Source organism: Streptomyces sp. GB4-14 (assembly GCF_022696125.1).
GTDB classification, from domain to species: domain Bacteria; phylum Actinomycetota; class Actinomycetes; order Streptomycetales; family Streptomycetaceae; genus Streptomyces; species Streptomyces werraensis.
The window spans coordinates 2,057,978-2,078,787 of sequence record NZ_RZHO01000002.1; the positions used below are offsets into that span (position 1 = coordinate 2,057,978).

General features: G+C 73.6%; 19 protein-coding genes and 1 pseudogene. 8 read left to right on the forward strand and 12 right to left on the reverse strand.

What is annotated here, in order from left to right; translation table 11 throughout:
• Positions 1-11: 11 nt before the first annotated feature.
• Positions 12-1,091: a succinyl-diaminopimelate desuccinylase gene (gene dapE / locus ELQ39_RS10415; RefSeq protein WP_242591712.1), complete on the reverse strand. Its 1,080-nt coding sequence runs from the start codon at positions 1,089-1,091 to the stop codon at positions 12-14.
• Positions 1,092-1,175: 84 nt separating this feature from the next.
• On the opposite strand from dapE, the gene ELQ39_RS10420 reads away from it, so the two are divergent.
• Together ELQ39_RS10420 and ELQ39_RS10425 are read left to right on the forward strand one after the other, a co-directional pair.
• A complete protein-coding gene (locus ELQ39_RS10420; protein ID WP_337663001.1) occupies positions 1,176-2,165 on the forward strand; it encodes a heavy metal transporter in 990 nt (329 codons plus the stop codon).
• Positions 2,166-2,360: 195 nt separating this feature from the next.
• Positions 2,361-2,699: an ATP-binding protein gene (locus tag ELQ39_RS10425; protein WP_190002466.1), complete on the forward strand. Its 339-nt coding sequence runs from the start codon at positions 2,361-2,363 to the stop codon at positions 2,697-2,699.
• Positions 2,700-2,794: 95 nt separating this feature from the next.
• On the opposite strand, the gene ELQ39_RS10430 is transcribed toward ELQ39_RS10425, so the two are convergent.
• Both ELQ39_RS10430 and fdxA read right to left on the reverse strand, forming a co-directional pair.
• The gene (locus ELQ39_RS10430; protein ID WP_190002465.1) at positions 2,795-3,892 is read right to left on the reverse strand and encodes a bifunctional succinyldiaminopimelate transaminase/glutamate-prephenate aminotransferase; all 1,098 of its coding nucleotides are present in this window, start codon (positions 3,890-3,892) and stop codon (positions 2,795-2,797) included.
• Positions 3,893-3,997: 105 nt separating this feature from the next.
• Complete coding sequence (gene fdxA, locus ELQ39_RS10435) at positions 3,998-4,315, reverse strand: ferredoxin (RefSeq protein ID WP_055572727.1); 318 nt, start codon at positions 4,313-4,315, stop codon at positions 3,998-4,000.
• 140 nt (positions 4,316-4,455) lie between these two features.
• Between fdxA and ELQ39_RS10440 the strand changes: the two genes are divergently transcribed.
• Positions 4,456-5,535, forward strand: coding sequence for a GNAT family N-acetyltransferase (locus ELQ39_RS10440; RefSeq protein WP_242591713.1), 1,080 nt, complete (start codon positions 4,456-4,458; stop codon positions 5,533-5,535).
• Between the two features lie 17 nt (positions 5,536-5,552).
• Positions 5,553-6,416 (forward strand): transglutaminase-like domain-containing protein, encoded by an 864-nt coding sequence (locus ELQ39_RS10445; RefSeq protein ID WP_242591714.1) that lies wholly within the window; start codon positions 5,553-5,555, stop codon positions 6,414-6,416.
• Positions 6,417-6,930: 514 nt separating this feature from the next.
• Here the strand turns inward: ELQ39_RS10445 and ELQ39_RS10455 are convergent.
• From ELQ39_RS10455 to ELQ39_RS10475, 5 genes and pseudogenes are all read right to left on the reverse strand, one after another.
• Complete coding sequence (locus ELQ39_RS10455) at positions 6,931-9,117, reverse strand: hypothetical protein (RefSeq protein WP_242591715.1); 2,187 nt, start codon at positions 9,115-9,117, stop codon at positions 6,931-6,933.
• Between the two features lie 194 nt (positions 9,118-9,311).
• Positions 9,312-9,701 (reverse strand): DUF6113 family protein, encoded by a 390-nt coding sequence (locus ELQ39_RS10460; protein ID WP_242595577.1) that lies wholly within the window; start codon positions 9,699-9,701, stop codon positions 9,312-9,314.
• A gap of 20 nt (positions 9,702-9,721) precedes the next feature.
• On the reverse strand, positions 9,722-10,588 hold the full coding sequence (gene mshB, locus ELQ39_RS10465) for an N-acetyl-1-D-myo-inositol-2-amino-2-deoxy-alpha-D-glucopyranoside deacetylase (protein WP_242591716.1): 867 nt from the start codon (positions 10,586-10,588) through the stop codon (positions 9,722-9,724).
• 57 nt (positions 10,589-10,645) lie between these two features.
• Positions 10,646-10,804 (reverse strand): annotated as a pseudogene (locus ELQ39_RS10470) (Uma2 family endonuclease); the annotation flags it as partial.
• 173 nt (positions 10,805-10,977) lie between these two features.
• Complete coding sequence (locus ELQ39_RS10475) at positions 10,978-11,451, reverse strand: ATP-binding protein (RefSeq protein ID WP_242591717.1); 474 nt, start codon at positions 11,449-11,451, stop codon at positions 10,978-10,980.
• Positions 11,452-11,606: 155 nt separating this feature from the next.
• Between ELQ39_RS10475 and ELQ39_RS10480 the strand changes: the two genes are divergently transcribed.
• From ELQ39_RS10480 to ELQ39_RS10490, 3 genes are read left to right on the forward strand one after another with little or no spacing between them, the layout of a single operon-like run.
• Positions 11,607-12,491 (forward strand): helix-turn-helix domain-containing protein, encoded by an 885-nt coding sequence (locus ELQ39_RS10480; protein ID WP_242591718.1) that lies wholly within the window; start codon positions 11,607-11,609, stop codon positions 12,489-12,491.
• Positions 12,488-12,685 carry a DUF397 domain-containing protein gene (locus tag ELQ39_RS10485; protein WP_242591719.1) on the forward strand — a complete coding sequence of 66 codons (198 nt, stop codon included), beginning with the start codon at positions 12,488-12,490 and terminating at the stop codon, positions 12,683-12,685. The genes ELQ39_RS10480 and ELQ39_RS10485 overlap by 4 nt, the downstream gene beginning before the upstream one ends.
• A gap of 37 nt (positions 12,686-12,722) precedes the next feature.
• Positions 12,723-14,615, forward strand: a complete 1,893-nt coding sequence (locus ELQ39_RS10490; RefSeq protein WP_242591720.1) for a hypothetical protein — start codon at positions 12,723-12,725, stop codon at positions 14,613-14,615.
• A gap of 8 nt (positions 14,616-14,623) precedes the next feature.
• Here ELQ39_RS10490 and ELQ39_RS10495 read toward each other — a convergent pair whose 3' ends face one another.
• Both ELQ39_RS10495 and ELQ39_RS10500 read right to left on the reverse strand, forming a co-directional pair.
• Positions 14,624-16,063, reverse strand: a complete 1,440-nt coding sequence (locus ELQ39_RS10495; protein WP_443334334.1) for an amidase — start codon at positions 16,061-16,063, stop codon at positions 14,624-14,626.
• Between the two features lie 88 nt (positions 16,064-16,151).
• Positions 16,152-16,346 carry a hypothetical protein gene (locus tag ELQ39_RS10500; RefSeq protein WP_024886769.1) on the reverse strand — a complete coding sequence of 65 codons (195 nt, stop codon included), beginning with the start codon at positions 16,344-16,346 and terminating at the stop codon, positions 16,152-16,154.
• 178 nt (positions 16,347-16,524) lie between these two features.
• Here ELQ39_RS10500 and ELQ39_RS10505 point away from each other — a divergent pair, with 178 nt between their 5' ends.
• On the forward strand, positions 16,525-18,663 hold the full coding sequence (locus ELQ39_RS10505) for a S9 family peptidase (RefSeq protein WP_242591721.1): 2,139 nt from the start codon (positions 16,525-16,527) through the stop codon (positions 18,661-18,663).
• A 138-nt stretch (positions 18,664-18,801) separates the two neighbouring features.
• Here ELQ39_RS10505 and ELQ39_RS10510 read toward each other — a convergent pair whose 3' ends face one another.
• Together ELQ39_RS10510 and ELQ39_RS10515 are read right to left on the reverse strand one after the other, a co-directional pair.
• Positions 18,802-19,842 carry an ABC transporter ATP-binding protein gene (locus ELQ39_RS10510; protein WP_242591722.1) on the reverse strand — a complete coding sequence of 347 codons (1,041 nt, stop codon included), beginning with the start codon at positions 19,840-19,842 and terminating at the stop codon, positions 18,802-18,804.
• Positions 19,835-20,809 carry an ABC transporter ATP-binding protein gene (locus ELQ39_RS10515; protein WP_225643383.1) on the reverse strand — a complete coding sequence of 325 codons (975 nt, stop codon included), beginning with the start codon at positions 20,807-20,809 and terminating at the stop codon, positions 19,835-19,837. The genes ELQ39_RS10510 and ELQ39_RS10515 overlap by 8 nt, the downstream gene beginning before the upstream one ends.
• Position 20,810 lies beyond the last annotated feature (1 nt).

Genomic DNA, 20,810 nt, shown 5'->3' on the forward strand with positions numbered 1-20,810 from the left:
CCGTACGGGCGTCAGGCGGTCAGCCAGGACCGCAGCCGCTCCTCCCCCGCGAGGATCTTGGCGGTGTCGACGCGTTCGTCCCGCCTGTGGGCCAGGTGAGGGTTGCCGGGGCCGTAGTTCACGGCGGGGACGCCCAGCGCGGAGAAACGGGAGACGTCGGTCCAGCCGTACTTGGGCTGCGGGGTGCCGCCGACCGCCTCGATGAAGGCCGCCGCGGCCGGGTGGGACAGGCCGGGAAGGGCCGCGCCGCTGTGGTCGTCGACGACGAACTCGGTGACGCCGCAGTCGGCGAAGACCTCCCGGACGTGCGCCACGGCCTCCTCCTCGGTGCGGTCGGGGGCGTAGCGGAAGTTCACGGTGACGACGCACTCGTCGGGGATGACGTTGCCGGCGACGCCTCCGGAGATGCCGACCGCGTTGAGGCCCTCGCGGTACTCCAGGCCGTCGATGACCGGCCACCGGGGCTCGTATTCGGCGAGGCGCCGGAGGATGGGGGCGGCGGCGTGGATGGCGTTGGAGCCCATCCAGCCGCGCGCGGAGTGGGCGCGCTCGCCGGAGGTCTTCAGCAGCACGCGCAGGGTGCCCTGGCAACCGCCCTCGACCTGCCCGTCGGAGGGCTCCAGGAGGACCGCGAAGTCACCCTCCAGCCAGTCGGGGTGCGCCTCGGCGACGTGCCCCAGGCCGTTGAGGTCGGCGGCGACCTCCTCGTTGTCGTAGAAGACGAAGGTGAGGTCGCGGTTGGGCTCGGGAACGGTGGCCGCGATGCGCAGCTGGACGGCGACGCCCGCCTTCATGTCGCAGCTGCCGCAGCCCCACAGGACGCCGTCCTCGTCGAGACGCGAGGGCACGTTGCCTGCGATCGGGACCGTGTCGATGTGGCCGGCGAGGATCACCCGCTCCGGGCGGCCCAGCCGGGTGCGGGCCACGACGTTGTTGCCGTGCCGGTCGACCGCCAGGTGCGGCAGCGCGCGCAGCGCCGTCTCGATCGCGTCCGCCAGCGGCTTCTCGGTGCCGCTCTCGGAGGGGAAGTCGACGAGCTGCGCGGTGAGGCGCGCGGCGTCCAGCGTGAGGTCAAGCGGGGTGTCGGCCATGCCGTCGACCCTAACGCGGACGGGCCCGGGCCCACTGTCCACACCCGGCTCACACAAGAACGTACTCTCCAGTACCTTGTACGCGTGCCAGAGCCGTACCCCACCCCCCAGCGCAAGCGCCGTGGCCGTCTGCTCCGCTGCGGCGCGGCCTTCGCGGTGCTGTCCGCGGTCGCCGGTTACCTCGTGGTGCAGTACGTCACCGGAGGCACGGGCGGCCCCGGCTGCAAGGTCGTGTCCGGCAAGGGCGACGGGGCGACCTACGAGTTCACCCCCGAGCAGGCGGTGAACGCGGCGACGATCACCGCCGTGGGCACCGCGCGCCACCTGCCCGAGCGGGCCGTGACGATCGCGCTGGCGACCGCCCTCCAGGAGTCGGCCCTGCGCAACATCGACTACGGCGACCGTGACTCGCTGGGCCTGTTCCAGCAGCGCCCCTCGCAGGGCTGGGGGACGCCGCGGCAGATCATGGACCCGGCGTACGCGTCGGAGAAGTTCTACGAGCACCTGGAGAAGGTGCCTGGCTACACCCGGCTGCCGCTCACCGTGGCCGCGCAGAAGGTGCAGCGCAGCGGGTTCCCGCAGGCGTACGCCAAGCACGAGCCGGACGCGACGCTGCTCGCCGCCGCCCTCACCGGGCGCTCGGGGGCGACGCTGACGTGCGACGGCCGTCCGGCGGCCACCCGGGCGAAGGGCCCGGACGCGGTACGGGCCGCGCTCGCCCGGGACTTCGGGCGGGACGTGCTGGAGCCGGCGGGCGCCGAGGTGGACGACGGCACGGGGCGGGCTTCCTCCTCACCGGAGCCGCCCGGTACGGAAGCGGAATCCGGCGACGGCACCGTGACGCTGCCGGTCACCACCGTCTCCGGCGACCGGCGGGACGCCGGGGCGCGGGGCTGGCAGCTCGCTCACTGGGCCGTGGCCAACGCCTCCGAGCTGCACATACGGAGTGTTTCTTACGCCGGCCGGGAGTGGGTCGCCGGGCACACCGACAGCCAGTGGCGGCCACTGGACGGCAAGGGGTCCGCGGGTTCCGACGCGGAAGCGGACGCCGTGCGGATCACCACCGGGCAGTAGTCCGGGGCGTTCCCGTGCAGGCGTGCGGGTGATCACCCGGAGGCGTTGCACGGGTCCGACATTGCGCCGCATTGCCGACTCTTTGCCGGACACGCGCGCAACCTTCTCGGCGGTCGGGCGGTAATCAGTGCGTCCGGCCGGCCGGTCATGACCGGCCGGCTCGACACCAACGTTGTCTGCCGTCGAAGGAGCACCATGTCCCTCCCCCTGACCCGTCGGATCGCCCGTGCCGCGCTGCTCGTCGCTGCGGGAGCGGCCGCCGGGGTCGGTGCGGCCGGTTCCGCGAGCGCGGCGCCGGCGCTGCCGTCCGCCCCGAACCTCGGGCTGAGCGCCCTGGACGGCGCGCCCGGCAAGACCGTGGACAACGTGTCGCGGGGCGTCGGCAAGACCACCCCGGACGCGACCGAGGTGGCCCCGGCCGCGGGCACGACCGTGAAGAAGGCCGTGCCGGTGGTGAAGGAGCTGCCGACCGACTCCCTCGGCAAGGGCGGCCCGACGAAGAACCTGCCGGTCAAGGACCTGCCTCTCGGCTGACCCCCTCCGCCGAAGGCGACCCCCGGCGAAACCGAAGGGGCCCGGAACCTCTCCCCCGGGCCCCTTCGGCATGCCCGGAGCGGCCCTGGGGTGCGTCAGGCGGTGAGGCGGGTGACCGCTGCCCGGACCCGTTCGTCCGTCGCGGTCAGGGCCACGCGGACGAAGCGGTCGCCGGCGGGGCCGTAGAAGTCGCCGGGGGCGACCAGGATGCCGCGGTCGGCGAGGTGGGCGACGGTGTCCCAGCAGGACTCGTCGCGCGTGGCCCACAGGTAGAGGCTGGCCTCGCTGTGCTCGATGCGGAAGCCGTGGGCGAGCAGCGCGTCGCGCAGGGCGGTGCGGCGGGCCGCGTACCGCTCGCGCTGGACGCGGACGTGCTCGTCGTCGCCGAGGGCCGCCACCACGGCCGCCTGGGTGGGCGCCGGGGTCATCATGCCGCCGTGCTTGCGGATCTGCAGCAGCGGGCCGAGCACCGCCGGGTCGCCGGCCAGGAACGCGGCGCGGTAGCCGGCCAGGTTGGACCGCTTGGACAGGGAGTGGACGGCGACGATGCCGTCGTAGGAGCCGCCGTTGACGTCCGGGTGGAGCACCGAGACGGGGTCGGCCTCCCAGCCGAGCTCGATGTAGCACTCGTCGGAGAGGACGAGGACGCCGTGCTCGCGGGCCCAGGCGACGATCCGGGTCAGCTCCTCCTTGGACAGCACCCGGCCCGTCGGGTTGGACGGCGAGTTGAGCCACAGCAGCTTCAGCCGCGAGGGGTCCAGCTCGGTCGGGTCGTCGTACGCCACGTGCTCGGCGCGCGCCAGGCGGGCGCCGACCTCGTACGTCGGGTAGGCCAGGCGCGGGAAGGCGACCTGGTCGCCGGGGCCGAGGCCGAGCTGGGTGGGGAGCCAGGCGACGAGTTCCTTGGAGCCGACGACCGGCAGCACGTGCCGGTGGGTCACCCCGCGGCCGCCGAGCCGGTGTTCCACCCAGCGGGTGAGCGCGTCCCGCAGTTCCGGGGTGCCCCACACCGTGGGGTAGCCCGGCGAGTCCGCCGCGGCGATCAGCGCCTTCTGGATGTGCTCGGGCACCGGGTCGACGGGCGTGCCGACCGAGAGGTCGACGATGCCGTCGGGGTGCGCGGCAGCCGTCTTCTTGTACGGCTCCAGCTTGTCCCAGGGGAAGGCGGGCAGCCGGTCGGAGACTGCGGACACGGGCGGGGGCTCACTTTCTGGTTCGGCGAACGCCTCGGTCCCGTACGGCGGGCGGGCCGTACGGGACCGAGGGCGACGCGTCGGTGCGGGACCGCTCAGGGGCGGTCAGGCCTGCGGCGGCAGCGCGGCGATGAACGGGTGGTCCCGCTCGATCAGACCGAGCTTGCTGGCGCCGCCCGGGGAGCCGAGATCGTCGAAGAACTCGACGTTCGCCTTGTAGTAGTCCTTCCACTCCTCCGGAGTGTCGTCCTCGTAGAAGATGGCCTCGACCGGGCAGACCGGTTCACAGGCGCCGCAGTCGACGCATTCGTCCGGGTGGATGTACAAGGACCGCTGGCCCTCGTAAATGCAGTCGACCGGGCACTCCTCGATGCACGCCTTGTCCTTGACGTCGACACAAGGCTGCGCGATGACGTAGGTCACGCTGTCGTTCCTCCTCGATAGGGCGCTGGCGGGCCTCCTCAGGCTCCGCCGCCTGGCGCGCGGGAGCGCGGCGTCGTCGATGCCCGCCCCTAGTATCTCCGTTCCGGAGCATGATCCGAACAGGAGGGGTGAACTGACCTGTGGAAATCTCAGCCGCCGGGCGCCTAGAGGTCCGCATCACCGCTGCTGACGTGGGAAAACGGGTCTCCGTAAGGAGCTTGATCGAACATGGTCCCTCGGGTGAGAAGTTCAGCGACACGGTCGGGGTTCTCACATCATGGGACAACGGCGTGTTGCGGATCACAAGGAAGAGCGGAGAAAGTGTCCGCGTCGCCGAGTCCACGCTGGTCGCGGGCAAGGTCGTCCCGGCCGCCCCGGCGCGTCGGCGCGGTCCGGCCGCGTCCTACGAGGAGCTGGCGCGGATCACCGCGCGGGGCTGGCGGCCGGTGGAGAGCGAGCGGCTCGGCGAGTGGGAGCTGCGGGCGGCCGCGGGGTTCACGCGGCGGGCCAACTCCGTGCTGCCGCTGGGCGACCCGGGCCTGCCGCTCGACGACGCGCTGACGGCCGTGCGCCGCTGGTACGCGGCCCGGGGACTGCCGGCGTACGTGCAGACCGCGACCGGAGCGGAGGGCACGCAGGAGCTGCTGTGCGCCGAGCTGGAGCGGCGCGGGTGGGTCCGCGAGGTGACCGCCGAGCTGTGGACGGGCGCCCTGGCCCCGGTCGCCGACCTGGGCGACGACACGTCCGGGGTGCTGCTGTCCCGGGACGCGGACGGGACGTGGCTGGCGCGGTACCGGCGCAAGGGGGTCGGTCAAGCGGCCCTGCGGGTGCTGGGCGGAGGCGCCCCACGCCCGGGTGAGCCGTCGGTGTGGTTCGCGACCGTGCCGGGGGACGAGGGTGCCGAGGCGCCGGCCGCGATCGGACGGTGTGTGGTCGACGGCCGGTGGGCCGGGTTCGCGGCGGTCGAGGTGGATCCGGCGCGGCGGCGGGAGGGCCTGGCCACGGCCGTGATGGCGGCGCTGGCCGCCCGCGCCCTGGAGGAGGGCGCCTCGGCGGCCTGGCTGCAGGTCGAGACGGACAACGAGGGCGCGAGGGCGCTGTACGGCCGTCTGGGCTTCGCCCCGCACCACGCGTACCACCACTACCGCGCACCGGAGGAACCCGCATCGGAAGGATCCGCCGCGTATTCATCGGCCCCGGTGGGTGACGGGACGTCGTGAGCGGGCACGAACCGGGTATGCGCTCCCCCTGTCCGCCACCGCCCGGGCGCTCCGCCGAACTGCGCGAGCGGTTCGCCGAGGAGGTGCGCTGCGAGCGGCCCGGCCTGTCCGCGCTGTGCCTGCTGGTGGCCGCGGAGGGCGACGGCACGCTCGACGAGGCGGGCATGGACGCGGTGGAGATCGAGCTGGACCGGCTGGCGGGCGAGCTGCCCCACCGGCCGGGCTCGCCGCACGCGTGGGCGGTGGCGCTGCGGGACCTGCTGGGCGAGCGGTACGGCTTCCACGGTCTGCCGGACGACTACCGGCGGCTGGAGTCCTCGCTGCTGCACGAGGTGCTGCGGCGGCGGCGCGGACTGCCGATCCTGCTGTCGGTGGTGTGGATCGAGGTGGCCCGGCGGGCGGGTGCGCCGGTGTACGGCGTGGCGCTGCCCGGGCACTTCGTCGTGGGCTTCGGCGCCCCGGAGGGACCGGGCGCCGGGCAGGTGCTGGCCGACCCGTTCGACGGGGGCCGGGTGCTGACGGGACCGGACGCGGAGCTGCTGGTCGCCGGGGCCACCGGAGGCCCGCTGGAGCCGTCCATGCTGACCCCCGCGGGGACGCTGGAGGTGGTCGCGCGCATCCTGAACAACGTCCGGGCCTGGGCGGCGACCCGCCCCGAGCGCACCGACGTCGGCCTGTGGGCGCTGGACCTCGCCCTGCTCCTCCCCTCCCACCCGGCCCGCCTGCGCTACGAGCGCGCCCAGCTCCTCGTGCAGCGCGGCGAGTTCACGGCGGGCGCGGCCGAACTGGAGGCGTACGCGGAGATCGTCGCGGCGGTCGACCCGGCCGCGGCGGACCGCGTCCGGGGGGAGGCGCTGGCGGCGCGGGCCCTGCTCAACTGAACCCGCGACCACCGCCGGTCCCGTGCCGGCGGAGCCGACGGCGTGCGAGGCCCAGGGGGCCACGTCACCCGACTCGACGGCACCCGTCGCCTGCCGGGCACCGCCGACCGGGCGCGCCCGGCCCGCCGTCCCGCGCGGGCGTCCCCGTCCGTGGTGACGCGGACACGCGTCGCCGTCTCGGCGCTCGCCCGGCCGCGCCCGCCGTCGTGCGGTGCCCGCCCGGCGGACCGAGGCCCCTTCGACCGCCCGCACGGGGCGTCCGGCGCGGGTCCGCGGCTCCGGTGCGGAGGGTCGAGCGTTCGGGCCGAGGAGCGCCGCGGTCTCACCGGGCCGCAGCGTGAGGGTCACGTCGGCCACGGCCCGCGCGTCGCCGTATCTCCTGGTCACCCGGTCGAACACGACCGTGTCCGTCGTCGTCATGCGGCCATCGTGGCGGCCGGGGACGGGCGGCCGGCAGCCCGCGCGAACGGAAGCGGCGCCGCACTGTCCCGTGCGGCGCCGCTTCCGTCGTGCGTCAGCTCGCGTTCGTCTCGATGACGGCCGTACGGTCGCCCTTGCTGACCAGCGCCTGGCGCAGGGCGCCGTAGACGTCCTGCGGGGTGACGGGGGTCTTCTCGCCGTTGCCCCGGGTGATGAGCACTCCGTCGAAGGCCTGGCCGTACAGGTCCTCCAGGGCCTTCAGGTCGGGCTTCTCGACGAGCTTGCCGTTGACCGCCTCGACGCGCAGGAACTTCCACAGCGACTTCTCGGGGCTCATCGGCACCGAGTGCGCCGGGTCGGTCTGCACGGTGACCCGGTCCGACATCGCGGGCTCGGCGAACTCCTTCATCATCCGGTCGACCTCGGCCTTGGTGACCTTCGGCTGCTGGGTCGTCGTCGGGACGTCCACCGCGGCGGCGGCGCCGGTCTCCACCTGCGTGCGGTACGCGGCGGCGACCACGTCGGCCGCCTTGGCGACGTCGACGCCCTTGCCCGCCTGCGGGTACACCGGGACGGCCTTGCCGGACTCGAACTTGATCGAGCCCTCCTTGACCGTGCCGGCGCCTCCGGCGGCGCTCTCCAGGGCGGCCTGGAGCTTCTCGTGGTCGACCGGGATCTCCGGCTCGACGACGCGCGACTGGCCGAACAGCGAGCCGATCACGTTGACCGGGTTGTAGTCGCTGGTGGCGGCCTTGCCGACGGTGGCGTCGATGTCGACCTGAAGGCCGGCGTTGTCCGGCTGGAGTGCGAAGGTCTTGCCGTCGACGGACAGCTTCAGCGGCTTGTCGAGCCGGCCGTCGAGCGCGCCGTCGAGCTTCTTCACGGCCTCGTCGCGGGTGCCGCCGCCGATCTCGATGCCGAGCACCGTGGTGCCCTTGGGCACGTCGGAACGGTTCATCAGCAGGCCCGCTCCGTAGGCGACGCCGGCGACGAGGACGACGCCGGTGGCCAGGAGGACCAGCTTGTTGCGGCCCTTCTTCTTCGGCGCCTTGGCGGAGCTGGCCGGGGGCGGGGCGACCGGCTCGGGCAGCCTGGGCGGGGTGTGCGGCCCCGGGGCGTTCGGACCCGTGCCGGGCGCGTCGAAGGAGGCGCTCGGCGGGATCACCGGGATGCCGCTGGTCACGGTGTGCCCGGAGACGTTGTCGTGGCGCGGGTAGCCGGGGGTACCGGGCGCGGCGGGCTTCTGCGGGGTGAGGATCGCGGTGTCGTCGCTCAGTCCGCCGCCGGGAATCGCGTGCGAGCCGGTGCGCTCCTCCGTGAAGGGCGTGCCGCCGCCCGGCGCGGTCATCGGGCCGTCGCCGGTGACCGGGCCGCCGGTGGGCCCGGCGGGCGCCGTCGGGCCGCCGGGACGCCCGGGGCCGGGCACGCCCTCGCCGGGGCGGGCGCCGGGGGCTCCGGGACCGCGCCGGGGGCCGCCCTGGGCGTCGTCGGCGACGTACGGCAGGTCGTCGCGGCGGGGTTCGCCGCCTCGGTCGGCGCGGTTGCCGCCGGGAGCGCCGGCCAGCGCCTCGGTCACGTCGAAGGAGCCGGTGCCGCCGCCGTGACCGGGAGCCACGGGTCCGCCGGTCGCACCGGTGGCGCCGGTGGGTCCGGGCGCCTTCGGGCCGCCGTGGCGGGGTCCGCCAGGCGCGCCCATGGAGCCGGCCACGCCGCCGGGACGTCCGGCGCCGTTCGGGGCGGACGGGCCGCCCGGAGTCTTGGGCGCGGCACCCGGGGCCTTGGGAGCGGCGCCCTCCGGCGCGCCGGAGGGCGCGCCGGAAGTGCCGGGCACGGGCGCGCCTTTGGCCGCACCGCCGGTCTGACCGGGCTTGCCGGCCGGGGACTTGCGCGGCGCGAACCAGTCGCTCGCGGGCTTCTCCTCGGCGGCGGGCCTGTCGGCCGGCTCGGGCCGCGCGGGCGGCTCGACGGGGTCGGCGGCGGGAGCGACGGGAGCGGGCCCGGCGGCCGGCTCGGTGTCGGCGGCAGCCTTCTTGCTCTCCGCGTCCGTGACGGGCTTGCGCACGACGACCGGCGGAATCGGGCGCGACCCGGGGATGTTGATCCGGATCCGGGTCGTCAGCGTGGTCTCGGTCTTGCGTTCCTCCGGCCGCGCGGCCGAACGGCCCGCGTCCGTGCCCTCGTCCGGAATCGCCGGGATCCCGTAGGGCGGGGTGCCCGACGGGTAGGCGGCTCCGCCGCGCCCGTTGGGCCCGGAGGACGGAGTGTCAGTTTCACGACTCAAGGCAGGTTCTCCCGGTTGGCTCCGCCGCCCGTCACGACCTCACGGTGGGGGTCCTCCCAGCTCGGGCGAGGCCGAGGGTTCGAGGGAGGCTCGGCGGCGCGCACCACCTTACTGGCCATATCCGGCCCGTATCCCAGTACCGCCGGGGAAACCCACACCGGACCATCACGCCCCTGGCACGGCGAAGTGGTACGTCACTTGCGAAGTCGGGCGGGGCCCCCGTCCGGTTGCTTCCCGGGTCCGAAGGTGGCACAGATCACAGCAACGGCGATGCCACCGAGGAGGAAGAGGTAGGAGCCGCTGCCCGCGGCGAACAGGAAGTCGCCTTCCGGACGGCTGACCGTGAGCAGGACGACGGTGATCATCCAGCCGGCGGCCACGGCGATCCCGCCGGAGCGGCTCCGGGTCAGCCGCGCCGCCCCGAGCACCGTGCCGGCCTCGCCGGCCAGGGCGAGCAGCAGCCCGCCGGGGAACCACGCCGGCTGGACCAGCGCCCCGGCGACGCCGACCAGGGCGCCGAGCACCAGCAGTCCGAGCAGGGCGGCGGCGCGCCCCGGGGACGGGGGGCGCAGGGGCTGCGCCATCAGGGGCGCGCGGTCGCCGCTCACGACGCCGCTCCCGTGGCGACGCCCGCGAAGAGGTCGTCCTCACGGCCCGCGGGGCGCTCGCCGCGCACCAGCTCGTAGTACTCGGTGGTGAACAGCGGCTGCGCGAGCTCGTTCGACAGCACGAAGTAGGGCTGGTCGGCGACGGTGATCTGGGTGGCGTGGGCGCGCATCGCGGCGGCCTTCGCGCCGGCGTACGCGGTGCCGTCGACGGCGGTGGTGATCCGCCCGTCGTCGACCACGCCGGGGACGTCCTGGACCGAGGCCGACTTGTCGAAGGGGAGGGCGTGCAGGTCGCGCTCCAGCCGGGCGAACGCTTCCTCGGCCACGGAGCGGGGGATGCGGTTCCAGTAGACCTTGGGCACGTCCCAGCCGCGCCCGGCGGCCAGCTCGACCGCGCGCGTCGCGACGCGGTGCGTCTGGATGTGGTCGGGGTGCCCGTAGCCGCCGTTGTCGTCGTACGTGACCAGCACCTGCGGCCGTACGTCGAGGACGACCTCGGCGAGCAGCTCGGCGGCCTGGTCGACGTCGGCCTGCCAGAAGCAGCCGGGGTCGTCGTTGTCGGGCAGCCCCATCATCCCGGAGTCGCTGTACCGCCCGGCCCCGCCGAGCAGCCGGAAGTCCGTGACGCCGAGCGCCGTCATGGCCTCACGCAGCTCGCCCAGCCGGTGCCCGCCGAGGGCGGGGCCGCTCAGGTGCCGCAGCTCGGGCGGGATGACCTCGCCACGCTCACCCAGGGTGCAGGTGACCAGCGTCACATGGGCGCCCTCGGCCGCGTAGCGCGCCATGGTCGCGCCGTTGTTGATCGACTCGTCGTCCGGGTGCGCGTGCACCAGCATCAGACGCCGCTCGGGCAGTTCCGTCATGGGCTCCAGCCTATGTGGCGCGGGGCCCGTCCTGCGGACCTGTCCGGCGGAGGCGGGTCAACCGCTCACCGAGTCCTGACCGCTCTCCTCGTCGCGGTAGCGCGGCAGGGCGTCCGTGGGGATGGTCCATTCGCCGATGGTGACGTCCTCGCCGTAGACGAAGTCCTTGCGGGTGGCGTAGCGGGGACCGTCGGGGGTCGCGTGGATGTGCTGGAGCCCGCCGGTGCGGTGGGCCCGGTTCGGATGCTTGTTGCCCGCAACGCGGACGTGGGCGCGGGGGGGGCGCGCTAGGGTTCTGGATACCCATCGGGAAGGTCCGTTCTTCCTCGGTGGTCAGGCCCTCGCACTGGGATTGCCGTCCCGGCGGGGGCCCCGGTTCTTGTTGGTCTTCAGTCGCCGTCGTCACCGAAGCGCGAAGTTCCGCGTTCCGGTGCCGGAGCGAAGTCGATCTCCGCCCAGACCGTCTTGCGGGGGTGGCGCCCCTCGGCGACGCCCCAGCGGTCGGCGAGCGCGTCCACCAGGAACAGCCCACGGCCCGACTCCGCGATGTCGTCGGGCTCGCGCAGCACCGGCCGACGGTCACCGCGCGTGTCGGTGACCTCGATGCGGAGCGTGGCGCCGACCACGTACAGCGTCAGCCGGAAGCTGCGGCCGGGCACGCGCCCGTGGGTGGCGGCGTTGGCGGCCAGCTCGGCGACGACCTGGCCGGCCGTCTCGTACGGGACCTCCCAGCTCCGCAGCGCGTCCACCGCGAGCAGCCGGGCGAGGCGCGCGCCCCGCGCCGTCGACGACAACAGCACGCTGATGTGGCGCACTTGGGCATCGGGACGCGTGGTCCCCGTGAGGGCGAATTTCTGGTTCACGTGACTCAGCGTGGCCGAACGGCCGTACCGTGATGAGTGATCGCAGCGCTGCGTAGAGTGACCGTCCACTGCTTGTCCGGCCGTGTCCGGGCTGTCGGCCGGACCCGACACGCGGAGGCCGCGATCACGGAACGGCACCACGGAGGGGCACGCACATGTCGGTGAACGGTGAGGCGGTACGGGTCGGTCCCGGTACGGGCCGGGCGGACGAACCGGGCTGGGAGGTGGACCCGGACGACGACTGGGCACTGGCCGTGGTGGCCACCGTGGGACGCCAGTTGAAGCTCCGGCGGGAGGCCGTGGGCATGCGCGTGCCCGAGTTCGCGGTGGCGGCCGGGTACGGCGAGGACCTCGTCTACAAGATCGAGAGCGGCAAGCGGATCCCCCGCCCCGAGTATCTGGACACCGCGGACGAGATCCTGAGGGCGGGCGGCCTCGTCGCGGCGATGAAGGAGGACGTGAGGAAGGTCCGGTACCCGAAGAAGGTGCGGGACCTTGCGCAGATGGAGGCGTGGGCGGTGGAGCTTCAGCTCTACGACCCGCTCCACATCCACGGGCTCCTCCAGACGCCTGAGTACGCGCGAGCCCTGCTGTCCATGCGCCGACCGGCCTACTCGACCGAGGAGGTGGAGCGGTTCGTCTCGGCGCGCGTGGCCCGCCGCACGATCTTCGACCGCGATCCCGCGCCGGAGCTCGGCTTCATCCTGGAGGAGTGGACGCTTCGGCGTCCTTTGGGCGGCAGGGAGGTGCTGCGCGCACAACTGGAACACCTGCTGGCAGTCGCAGGGTTGCCCACCGTCGAGCTTCAGGTGATGCCGACGGACCGGCAGGAGCACGCCGGAGTGGACGGCGGTATCGAAGTGTTGAAGTTCGCGGACGGTACGGCGGTCGGACGCTCACCGGCCGTGGCGGGCGGCCGAGCGGTGTCGGACCTGCGGCAGCTCCGTATCCTTGAGCTGCGTTACGGCATCATCCGCGCTCAGGCACTGACACCGCGCGAGTCCATCGCCTTCGTCGAAGATCTGCTGGGGGAGACATGATCCGAAGCACGCCCTGCGACCTCGTGTGGTTCAAGAGCAGCTACAGCAGCGGCAGCGAGGGCGACTCCTGCGTCGAGATCGCCACGGACCCCACCACCGTTCACGTCCGCGACTCCAAGACCACCGACGGCCCCCGCCTCACCTTCACCCCGGCCGCATGGGCCGGCTTCGTGCCGTACGCGCGTAAGGGCTGAAGACGGACAGACCCCCAGGTCCGGTCATAATGCGCGGGTGTCCAGACGACCCGTGCCGTTGCCCGCGGAGCACATACCTCCCGGGACCCCCGAGTGGCGGACCGCCGACGTCCGCCGCTGGCTCGACGCCGTGCCCGCCCGTTGGGCGCATCCGCTGTTCGCCTTCCTCGCGTTGGCGGTCTCCGTCGCCTGGGAGGTGACGGCGGCACCCGTGCCCGCCTGTACGTCCGCCGAGCCGTGCGGGAGCGACTGGCCGGGGCTCGCGGTGGCCGTCGTTCTGGTGCTGTCCCTGTACTGGGTGTGGCGGCAGCCGCGGCTCGCAATCGGTGGGCTGGCCGTCACCGTGGTCGCGCTCGCCGCCGAGGACGGCGTCTCCGCGTTCGCCCGGCCCTCCGCGCTCGCGTACCTGCTCGCGGCCGGGTTCGCCGTGGCCGGGCTCGTGCACCGGCTGGCCGTCGCCGGGCGGCAGCGGGCGCTGGCGCTGGAGGCCGCCGGGTCGGCCGCCCAGCCGCTCCCCGAGGCCGCGCGGACGTTCCGCCGAGGCCGGCTGTCCTTCGTGCTGGCGGCGGTCTTCCTCGCCGTCGCCGGGTTCGGCGTGTGGCAGGCCCTCGGGGTCGCCGACGCGTACGAGCAGCGGGCTGCGAAGGCCGCGCACCTCTCCGGTGAGGTCACGGCCGTGGACGAGGGCGAGGGCGTCCTCACCGTGACGGCCGAGGGGCGTACCCGCCGCGTCGAGACGGCCTTCCCCGAGGACTTCCCGGCGGGCACCCGCGTCGATCTCGTCGCGGACGGCGACGGAGCGGTGCTGGTCGCGGAGCCGTACGACGCCTTCGGCTGGGAACTGCTGGTGCTGGGCGGCTCGGTGGTGGGGCTGGCCTTCCTCGCGAACGGCATCACCGGGCACCTGGCCGCGCGACGGCTGCGGCGCGAGCCGCTGCCCGTGCTGCACGTGCTGGTGCGCGAGGGCGAGGAGGACGGCCGCACCTACGTGTTCGCGGCCGACGACACGGAAGGCAGACGGCCCGTCCTGTGCTTCCACTCGCTGTACGCCTTCGAGGACGACGAGGAGGACTTCGACGAGGAGGAGTTCGACCGGGAGGAGTTCGACGGGGGCGACCCCGCATCGGGCGACGACCCCGACCTGCGCAAGATCGCGGAGATCCTCCGGGGCGGCGGTCCCACTCCTCCGCTGCGGGAGGCCGTCCTGTACGGCGCTCCCTACGCCGGCGCCGAAGTCGCCTTCGCCGCGCGCGAGGACGAGGACGACCCCGAGGTGGCCGTGGAATGCAGTGTCACCGCGGTGAAACCGACCCTGCCGGAGTGGCGGGGGCGCGGACCGCAGCGCCGTGAGCGCACGTCCCCGCGCCGGTCGGCCGACGAGATCGCCGCCCGCATGACCCCCACGGCGGGCCCGCGGGTGTGGCGGGCGCACGGCTTCTCGCGTGCGATCGGTCTCGGTCTGCTGCTGGTGCAGGGCGGTGGCGTCTGGGCCGCGCTCGACGACGGGCCGTCGTGGAGCTGGCTGTGGCTGGTGCCGGCCCTGCCGTGGCTGCTGACGTCCGTGGCGACGGCACTCACCTGGCGGATCACCGCCGACCGTGACGGGCTGTGGGTGACCGGGGCGTGGCGCGTGCGGCGGGTGCCGTGGGACGTGATCACGTCCGTGCGGCACCACGAGGACGGCATCCGCGTCGGCCGGGCCAAGGACTCCTCGGTGGATCTCTCCCCCACCGGCTGGGCGTGGCTGGAGCGCCGCACGGGCCGCGAGCCGGGCGCGGAGCGCGTCGCCGACGAGGTGCGGGCCCTTCTGCACCGACCGGACCTCCGCCCGGATGCCGAGGCCACCTCGGGCCAGCAGGGCATGCCCGTCGGCCCTCCCCTGGTCGCCCTGACGGTCCTGTGGGGCGCGGCGGTCCTGCTCCTGCTGTGACCAGGAAGTCAGGCGTCCGTGATGCTCGGGAACCCCTGCTCCGCCTCCAGCTCGAACGCCAGCTCCAGCAGGGTGCGTTCGGCGCCCGGGCGGCCCGAGAACATCACGCCGACCGGCAGGCCGTCCGCCGTCGTGGACGCCGCCGGGAGGGAGATCGACGGGGTGCCGACGACGTTGTTGACCGGGGTGAACGCCACGTAGGCGAGGATGCGTTCGATCAGCGTGGCGTACGGGACGGACGGGCTGAGGTGGCCCAGCGGCGGGGTGGTGTGGGCCAGGACCGGGGACAGGATGACGTCCAGGCCCCGGAAGGCCGCCGCGTACGCCTCCCGCGTCCGCTTCAGCCGCCGCACCACACCCGGCGTACGGCGCCAGTTGGCGACGTAGGTGGCGCGCAGGCCGCGGCTCAGGCCGTCCATGCGGTGGCGGTCGAACTCCGCGCCCATGGTGCGTCCCGTGGCGCCGATGAGGAACGACAGCAGGCCCCAGTAGGTGAGGAAGTCCTCGGTGAAGCGCGGGTCGATGGCCAGCTCCACCGGGGTCACCGTGTGGCCCAGCCCCTCCAGCCGCCGGGCGGTGTCGGTGACGGCCGCGCGGGTGGCGTCGTCGGTGCGGGCGCCGTTCGGGGAGTCGACGAGGAGCCCGATCCGCAGCCGGCGGTCCGCGGGGCCCTCGACGAGTCCGAGGGCGGGCAGCTTCGGGTTGCGGTGGTGCAGCTCCGCCGCCGCGAGGAACGCCGCGCTGTCGCGCACCGTGCGGCTCACGACGCCGTCGACCACGATGTCGATGGGCAGTTGGCGGCCCTGCGCGTTCGGCACCGTCCGGCCGCGGGTCGGCTTGAGGCCGACGAGACCGCAAGCGGCGGCCGGGATGCGGATCGAGCCGCCGCCGTCGTTGGCGTGCGCGACCGGCACGGCGCCCGCGGCGACCAGGGCAGCGGCGCCACCGGACGAACCGCCCGCCGAATGACCGGTGTTCCACGGGTTGCTGACCGGCGGGCCCTCCTCGTACTCCGTGGTGGGGCTGAAGCCGAACTCGGGCAGCCGGGTCTTGCCGAGCACCGTGACGCCCGTGCTCAGCAGCTGGCGGGTGAACGCGGCGTGCCGCCGGGCCGGGCGCGGCACGAACGCGGCGCTGCCGTGGCCGGTGGGCAGACCCGCGAAGTCGGTGTTGTCCTTCACGAGAGTCGGCACCCCGGCGAACACGCCGCCGTCGGAGGCGTGGTGGGCCGGGACGTCGAGGTGCACCTGGACGGCGTCCAGCCGGGCGTCGGCGTCCCGGACCCGGGCCGCCGCGTCCCGTGCGACCTCGGCGGCGCTCACCTCGCCCCGCCGGATCGCCGCGGCGAGGCCCACCGCGTCCAGGTCGCCCAGGGCGTCGTCACGGAAGACGTGGACCCTGGTCCGCGCCTGCATGCGTCCCTGGCTCTGTTCCTCGGATGTCGTCACCGTCGGCTCCGCCCTGCGCGCGTGGATGCTGGCCCGCCCATCATTGCTTACCGACGGGTAACACGCGAGAGGCCGGCGACGGCCGCGCTCAGAAGTTGAGGCTGCCGATCATCCCCGCGATGTTGGTGGTGACTTCGTTGATCGTGGGCGCGATCGTCGACGAGGCCAGGTAGAAGCCGAGCAGCATGCACACGATCGCGTGCCCTGCCTTCAGTCCCGACTTCTTGATCAGCAGGAAGACGATGATCGCCAGCAGCACCACCGCCGAAATCGAGAGTGCCACGGCGGCTCACCTCCAAGGATCCCAGGGGCGCGGGGGGGTCAGGAATATGGGGGCAGTACGTCCACACAGCAGGCAGCAGGTTCATACCCACTATGCGCTAACGATCATAACTATCCGTACGTGCGCATCGATCGGCGCACAGCCGCACAAGGGGGCGCATGGCCAATATGGTCAGGGCATGACGACCGAGACGGACTCCTTCCCCCGGCGGCACGCCCGCACCCTCCGCTTCACCCTCGGCGCGCCGCGTTCCTTCAGCGTGGCGCCCGACGGCTCACGTGTCGTGTTCCTCCGCTCAGGCTCCGGCACGGACCGGGCCAACGCCCTGTGGGTGCTCGACACGGACGGGGGCGGGGAGCGTGTGGCCGCCGACCCGCGCGCCCTCCTGGGCGGCGCGTCCGAGCAGCTCTCCGCCGAGGAGCGCGCGCGGCGCGAACGCAGTCGCGAGGGAGGGGCCGGCATCGTCGGCTACGCCACCGACGCGGCGGTGGAGCTGGCGGCTTTCGCCTTGTCAGGGCGGCTTTTCACGGCCGAGCTGCGGGCCGGCACGGCACGCGAACTGCCCACTCCGGGGCCGGTGATCGACCCCCGTCCGTCGCCCGACGGACGCCACGTCGCGTACGTCGCCCGGGGCGCGCTGCGGGTGGTCTCGGCGGAGGGGGCGGACGACCGCGCGCTCACCACCCCCGAATCGGAGGAGGTGACCTACGGTCTGGCCGAGTTCGTCGCGGCCGAGGAGATGAGCCGTTCGCGCGGCTTCTGGTGGTCCCCGGAGTCGGACCGGCTGCTGGTGGCGCGGGTGGACGACACGCCGGTGCGGGAGTGGTGGATCTCCGACCCGGCCCACCCGGACCGTGCGCCGCACCGCGTCCGCTACCCGGCGGCCGGCACCCCGAACGCGGACGTACGGCTGTTCGTCGTGGACCTCGAAGGCACGCGGACGGAGGTCTCCTGGGACCGGGCGCGCTACCCGTATCTGGCGCGAGTGCACTGGTCAGCGGCGGGTGCCCCGCTGCTGCTCGTACAGGCGCGCGACCAGCGGGCGCAGCTGATCCTGGCCGTCGACCCGGACACCGGGACGACCCGGATGGTGCACGCCGACGAAGATCCGGAATGGCTGGAACTTTTCCCCGGTGTGCCCTGCTGGAGCCCCTCGGGACAGCTGGTGCGGATCGCCGACGAAGGGGGCGCCCGGCGTCTCGCCGTGGGTGAACGACCGCTCACCGGACCCCAGTTGCACATCCGCGCGGTGCTCGACGTCTCGGACGACGACGTGCTGGTCTCGGCGTCGGCGGGCGCGGAGGCGGCCGCTCCGGAAATTGGCGAGGTCCATGTCTACCGGGTGAACGAACTGGGCGTGGAGCGCGTCTCGGAGGAGCCCGGGGTGCACACCGCGGTGCGCTCCGGAGGGGTCACGGTGCTGGTCTCGGCGACCCTGGACCGGCCAGGTTCGCGGGTGCGGGTGCTCCGTGACGGGAAACAGACGGCGACTGTCCCCTCGTACGCCGAAGACCCTGGTTTGTCCCCCCGCGTGACGCTGACACAGGGGGGCGCACGCCGCATCCCGTGCGCCGTGCTTATGCCTCGGGACTACGCCGGTGACACCCCTCTGCCGGTGCTCATGGACCCCTACGGCGGTCCGCACGGCCAGCGGGTCACGGCCGCCCACAACCCGCACCTGACCTCGCAGTGGTTCGCCGACCAGGGGTTCGCGGTCGTCGTCGCCGACGGACGGGGCACCCCGGGACACTCCCCCGCCTGGGAGAAGTCCGTCAAGGACGACATCGCGGCCGTCGTCCTCCAGGACCAGGTCGACGCGCTCCAGGCGCTCGCCGGGGACTTCCCGCTGGACCTGGACCGGGTCGCGATCCGCGGCTGGTCCTTCGGCGGCTACCTGGCCGCCCTCGCCGTCCTGCGCCGCCCCGACGTCTTCCACGCGGCCGTGGTCGGCGCCCCGGTCACCGACCTGCGCCTGTACGACACCCACTACCAGGAGCGCTACCTCGGGCACCCGGACGAGCAGCCGGAGGTCTACCGCCGCAACTCCCTGATCGACGACGCGGGTCTGGTCGACGCGGCCGGCCGGCACCGGCCGATGATGATCATCCACGGCCTCGCCGACGACAACGTGGTGGTCGCCCACTCCCTGCGGCTGTCCTCCGCCCTGCTCGCGGCCGGCCGCCCGCACGAGGTGCTGCCGCTGTCCGGTGTCACGCACATGACGCCCCAGGAGGAGGTCGCCGAGAACCTGCTCCGTCTCCAGCTCGGCTTCCTCAAGCGCGCCCTGTCCCTCCCGGACGCCTCCGCCCCGCGTTAACACCGGGGCAACTCACCCGAAGCGGTACCGATATACGGACAGGGCAGGCTGGTCAGCGTACGGCCGTGCGGGTGCCGTGAACGGGCCGGGGTGCGCCATGTCACCCCGGCCCGTGCCCCGTTCGGGGGCGGAGCGCCCTCACGCCGGCCCGTCCTCCGCCGGCACCACGTGCTTCTCCTCCGCGAAGTGGCACGCCGAGTCGTGCGCCGCCGGGCCCCCGGACTCCGCGAACCAGGGCGGCACCGCAAGCGCCGGCACCTCCACCGCGCACCGCTCCCGCGCCTTCCAGCAGCGGGTGCGGAAGCGGCAGCCGGAGGGGATGTTCGTCGGCGACGGCACGTCCCCGGTGAGCACGATCCGCTCCCGGTGCTCCCGCGCCCGCGGGTCGGGCACGGGCACCGCGGACAGCAGCGCCTGTGTGTAGGGGTGCGTGGGGTGGTCGTAGATCTCGGTGTCCGTGCCGGTCTCCACGATCCGGCCCAGGTACATCACCCCGACCCGGTCGGAGATGTGCCGGACGATCGACAGGTCGTGCGCGATGAACACGTACGACAGGTGGAACTCGCTCTGCAGCCGGTCCATCAGATTGATGACCTGGGCCTGCACCGACACGTCCAGCGCGGACACCGGCTCGTCGGCGACGATCACCTCGGGGCGCAGCGCCAGCCCCCGCGCGATGCCGATGCGCTGCCGCTGGCCGCCGGAGAACTGGTGCGGATAGCGGTTGATGTACTCCGGGTTGAGGCCCACGACGTCCAGCAGCTCCTGCACCCGGCGCCGCCGGTCCCCCTTGGGTGCCACCTCGGGGTGGATGTCGTACGGCTCCCCGATGATGTCGCCCACCGTCATACGGGGGTTGAGCGAGGTGTAGGGGTCCTGGAAGACCATCTGGATGTTGCGGCGCACCGCCTTGAGCGCCTTGCCGGACAGCCGGGTGATGTCCTCGCCCTTGTAGCGGATCGAACCGGCCGTCGGCCGCTCCAGGTTGACCAGCATCTTCGCGACCGTCGACTTGCCGCAGCCGGACTCCCCCACGATGCCCAGCGTCTCGCCCGCGTCCAGGCGGAAGTCCACGCCGTCGACCGCCTTCACGGCCCCGACGTGCTTGCGGAAGACGATGCCCCGGGTCAGCGGATAGTGCTTGACCAGGCCGCTGACCTCAAGGATCGGCTCAGCCATCCAGGCACTCCCTCCAGAAGTGGCAGGCGCTCCCGCGCGTGCCGGAGACCTCGTACAGCGGCGGGTCGTCGGTCGTGCACACGTCCCGGGCCAGCGGGCAGCGCGGGTGGAAGGGGCAGCCCGGCGGGATGCGGGTGAGGTTCGGCGGCAGGCCCTTGATGGCGTACAGCTCCCGGCCCTTGTGGTCCAGGCGCGGGATGGAGTCCAGCAGGCCCCGGGTGTACGGGTGCGCCGGGGCCTTGTAGATGTCGTGCACCGGCGCCGACTCCACGATCCGGCCCGCGTACATCACCGCGATGCGGTCGGCGACGTCGGCGACCACGCCCAGGTCGTGCGTGATGAGGATGAGCCCCATCCGGTACTCCCGCTGGAGCTCCGCGAGCAGCTCCATCACCTGGGCCTGGACGGTGACGTCGAGGGCGGTGGTCGGCTCGTCGGCGATGATCAGCGCCGGTTCCAGGGCGATCGCCATCGCGATCATGATGCGCTGGCGCATACCGCCGGAGAACTGGTGCGGGTACTGCCGCACCCGCTCCCGCGCGGCCGGGATGCGCACCCGGTCCATCAGCTCGACCGCCTTGGCCCGCGCGTCCTTGCGGGACATGCCCCGGTGGACGGTGAACATCTCGGCGAGCTGGTCGCCGACGGTGAGCACCGGGTTCAGCGCGGACAGCGCGTCCTGGAAGATCATCGCCATCTCGGCGCCCCGGATCCTGCGGCGCTCCTCCTCCTTGAGCCTCAGCAGGTCCCGGCCCTGGAAGACGACCTCCCCGCCGGTGATCCGGCCGGGCGGGGTGTCGAGGATGCCCATGATCGCCTGGGCCGTCACCGACTTGCCGGAGCCGGACTCGCCCAGCACGGCCAGGGTCTCCCCCTCGTCCACGCCGTAGGTGACCCCGTTGACCGCCTTGGCCACCCCGTCCCGGGTCCGGAACTCCACGTGCAGGTCGCGGACTTCGAGCAGCACC

What these genes read in the sequence shown, in the direction of transcription:
- ELQ39_RS10460 (WP_242595577.1), bottom strand. Translation starts at nt 9,701, where the DNA reads ATGGCGCAGCCCCTGCGCCCCCCGTCCCCGGGGCGCGCCGCCGCCCTG.
- mshB (WP_242591716.1), bottom strand. Translation starts at nt 10,588, where the DNA reads ATGACGGAACTGCCCGAGCGGCGTCTGATGCTGGTGCACGCGCACCCG.
- ELQ39_RS10510 (WP_242591722.1), bottom strand. Translation starts at nt 19,842, where the DNA reads ATGGCTGAGCCGATCCTTGAGGTCAGCGGCCTGGTCAAGCACTATCCG.
- dapE (WP_242591712.1), bottom strand. Translation starts at nt 1,091, where the DNA reads ATGGCCGACACCCCGCTTGACCTCACGCTGGACGCCGCGCGCCTCACC.
- ELQ39_RS10505 (WP_242591721.1), top strand. Translation starts at nt 16,525, where the DNA reads ATGACGACCGAGACGGACTCCTTCCCCCGGCGGCACGCCCGCACCCTC.
- ELQ39_RS10445 (WP_242591714.1), top strand. Translation starts at nt 5,553, where the DNA reads ATGCGCTCCCCCTGTCCGCCACCGCCCGGGCGCTCCGCCGAACTGCGC.
- ELQ39_RS10425 (WP_190002466.1), top strand. Translation starts at nt 2,361, where the DNA reads ATGTCCCTCCCCCTGACCCGTCGGATCGCCCGTGCCGCGCTGCTCGTC.
- ELQ39_RS10485 (WP_242591719.1), top strand. Translation starts at nt 12,488, where the DNA reads ATGATCCGAAGCACGCCCTGCGACCTCGTGTGGTTCAAGAGCAGCTAC.
- ELQ39_RS10480 (WP_242591718.1), top strand. Translation starts at nt 11,607, where the DNA reads ATGTCGGTGAACGGTGAGGCGGTACGGGTCGGTCCCGGTACGGGCCGG.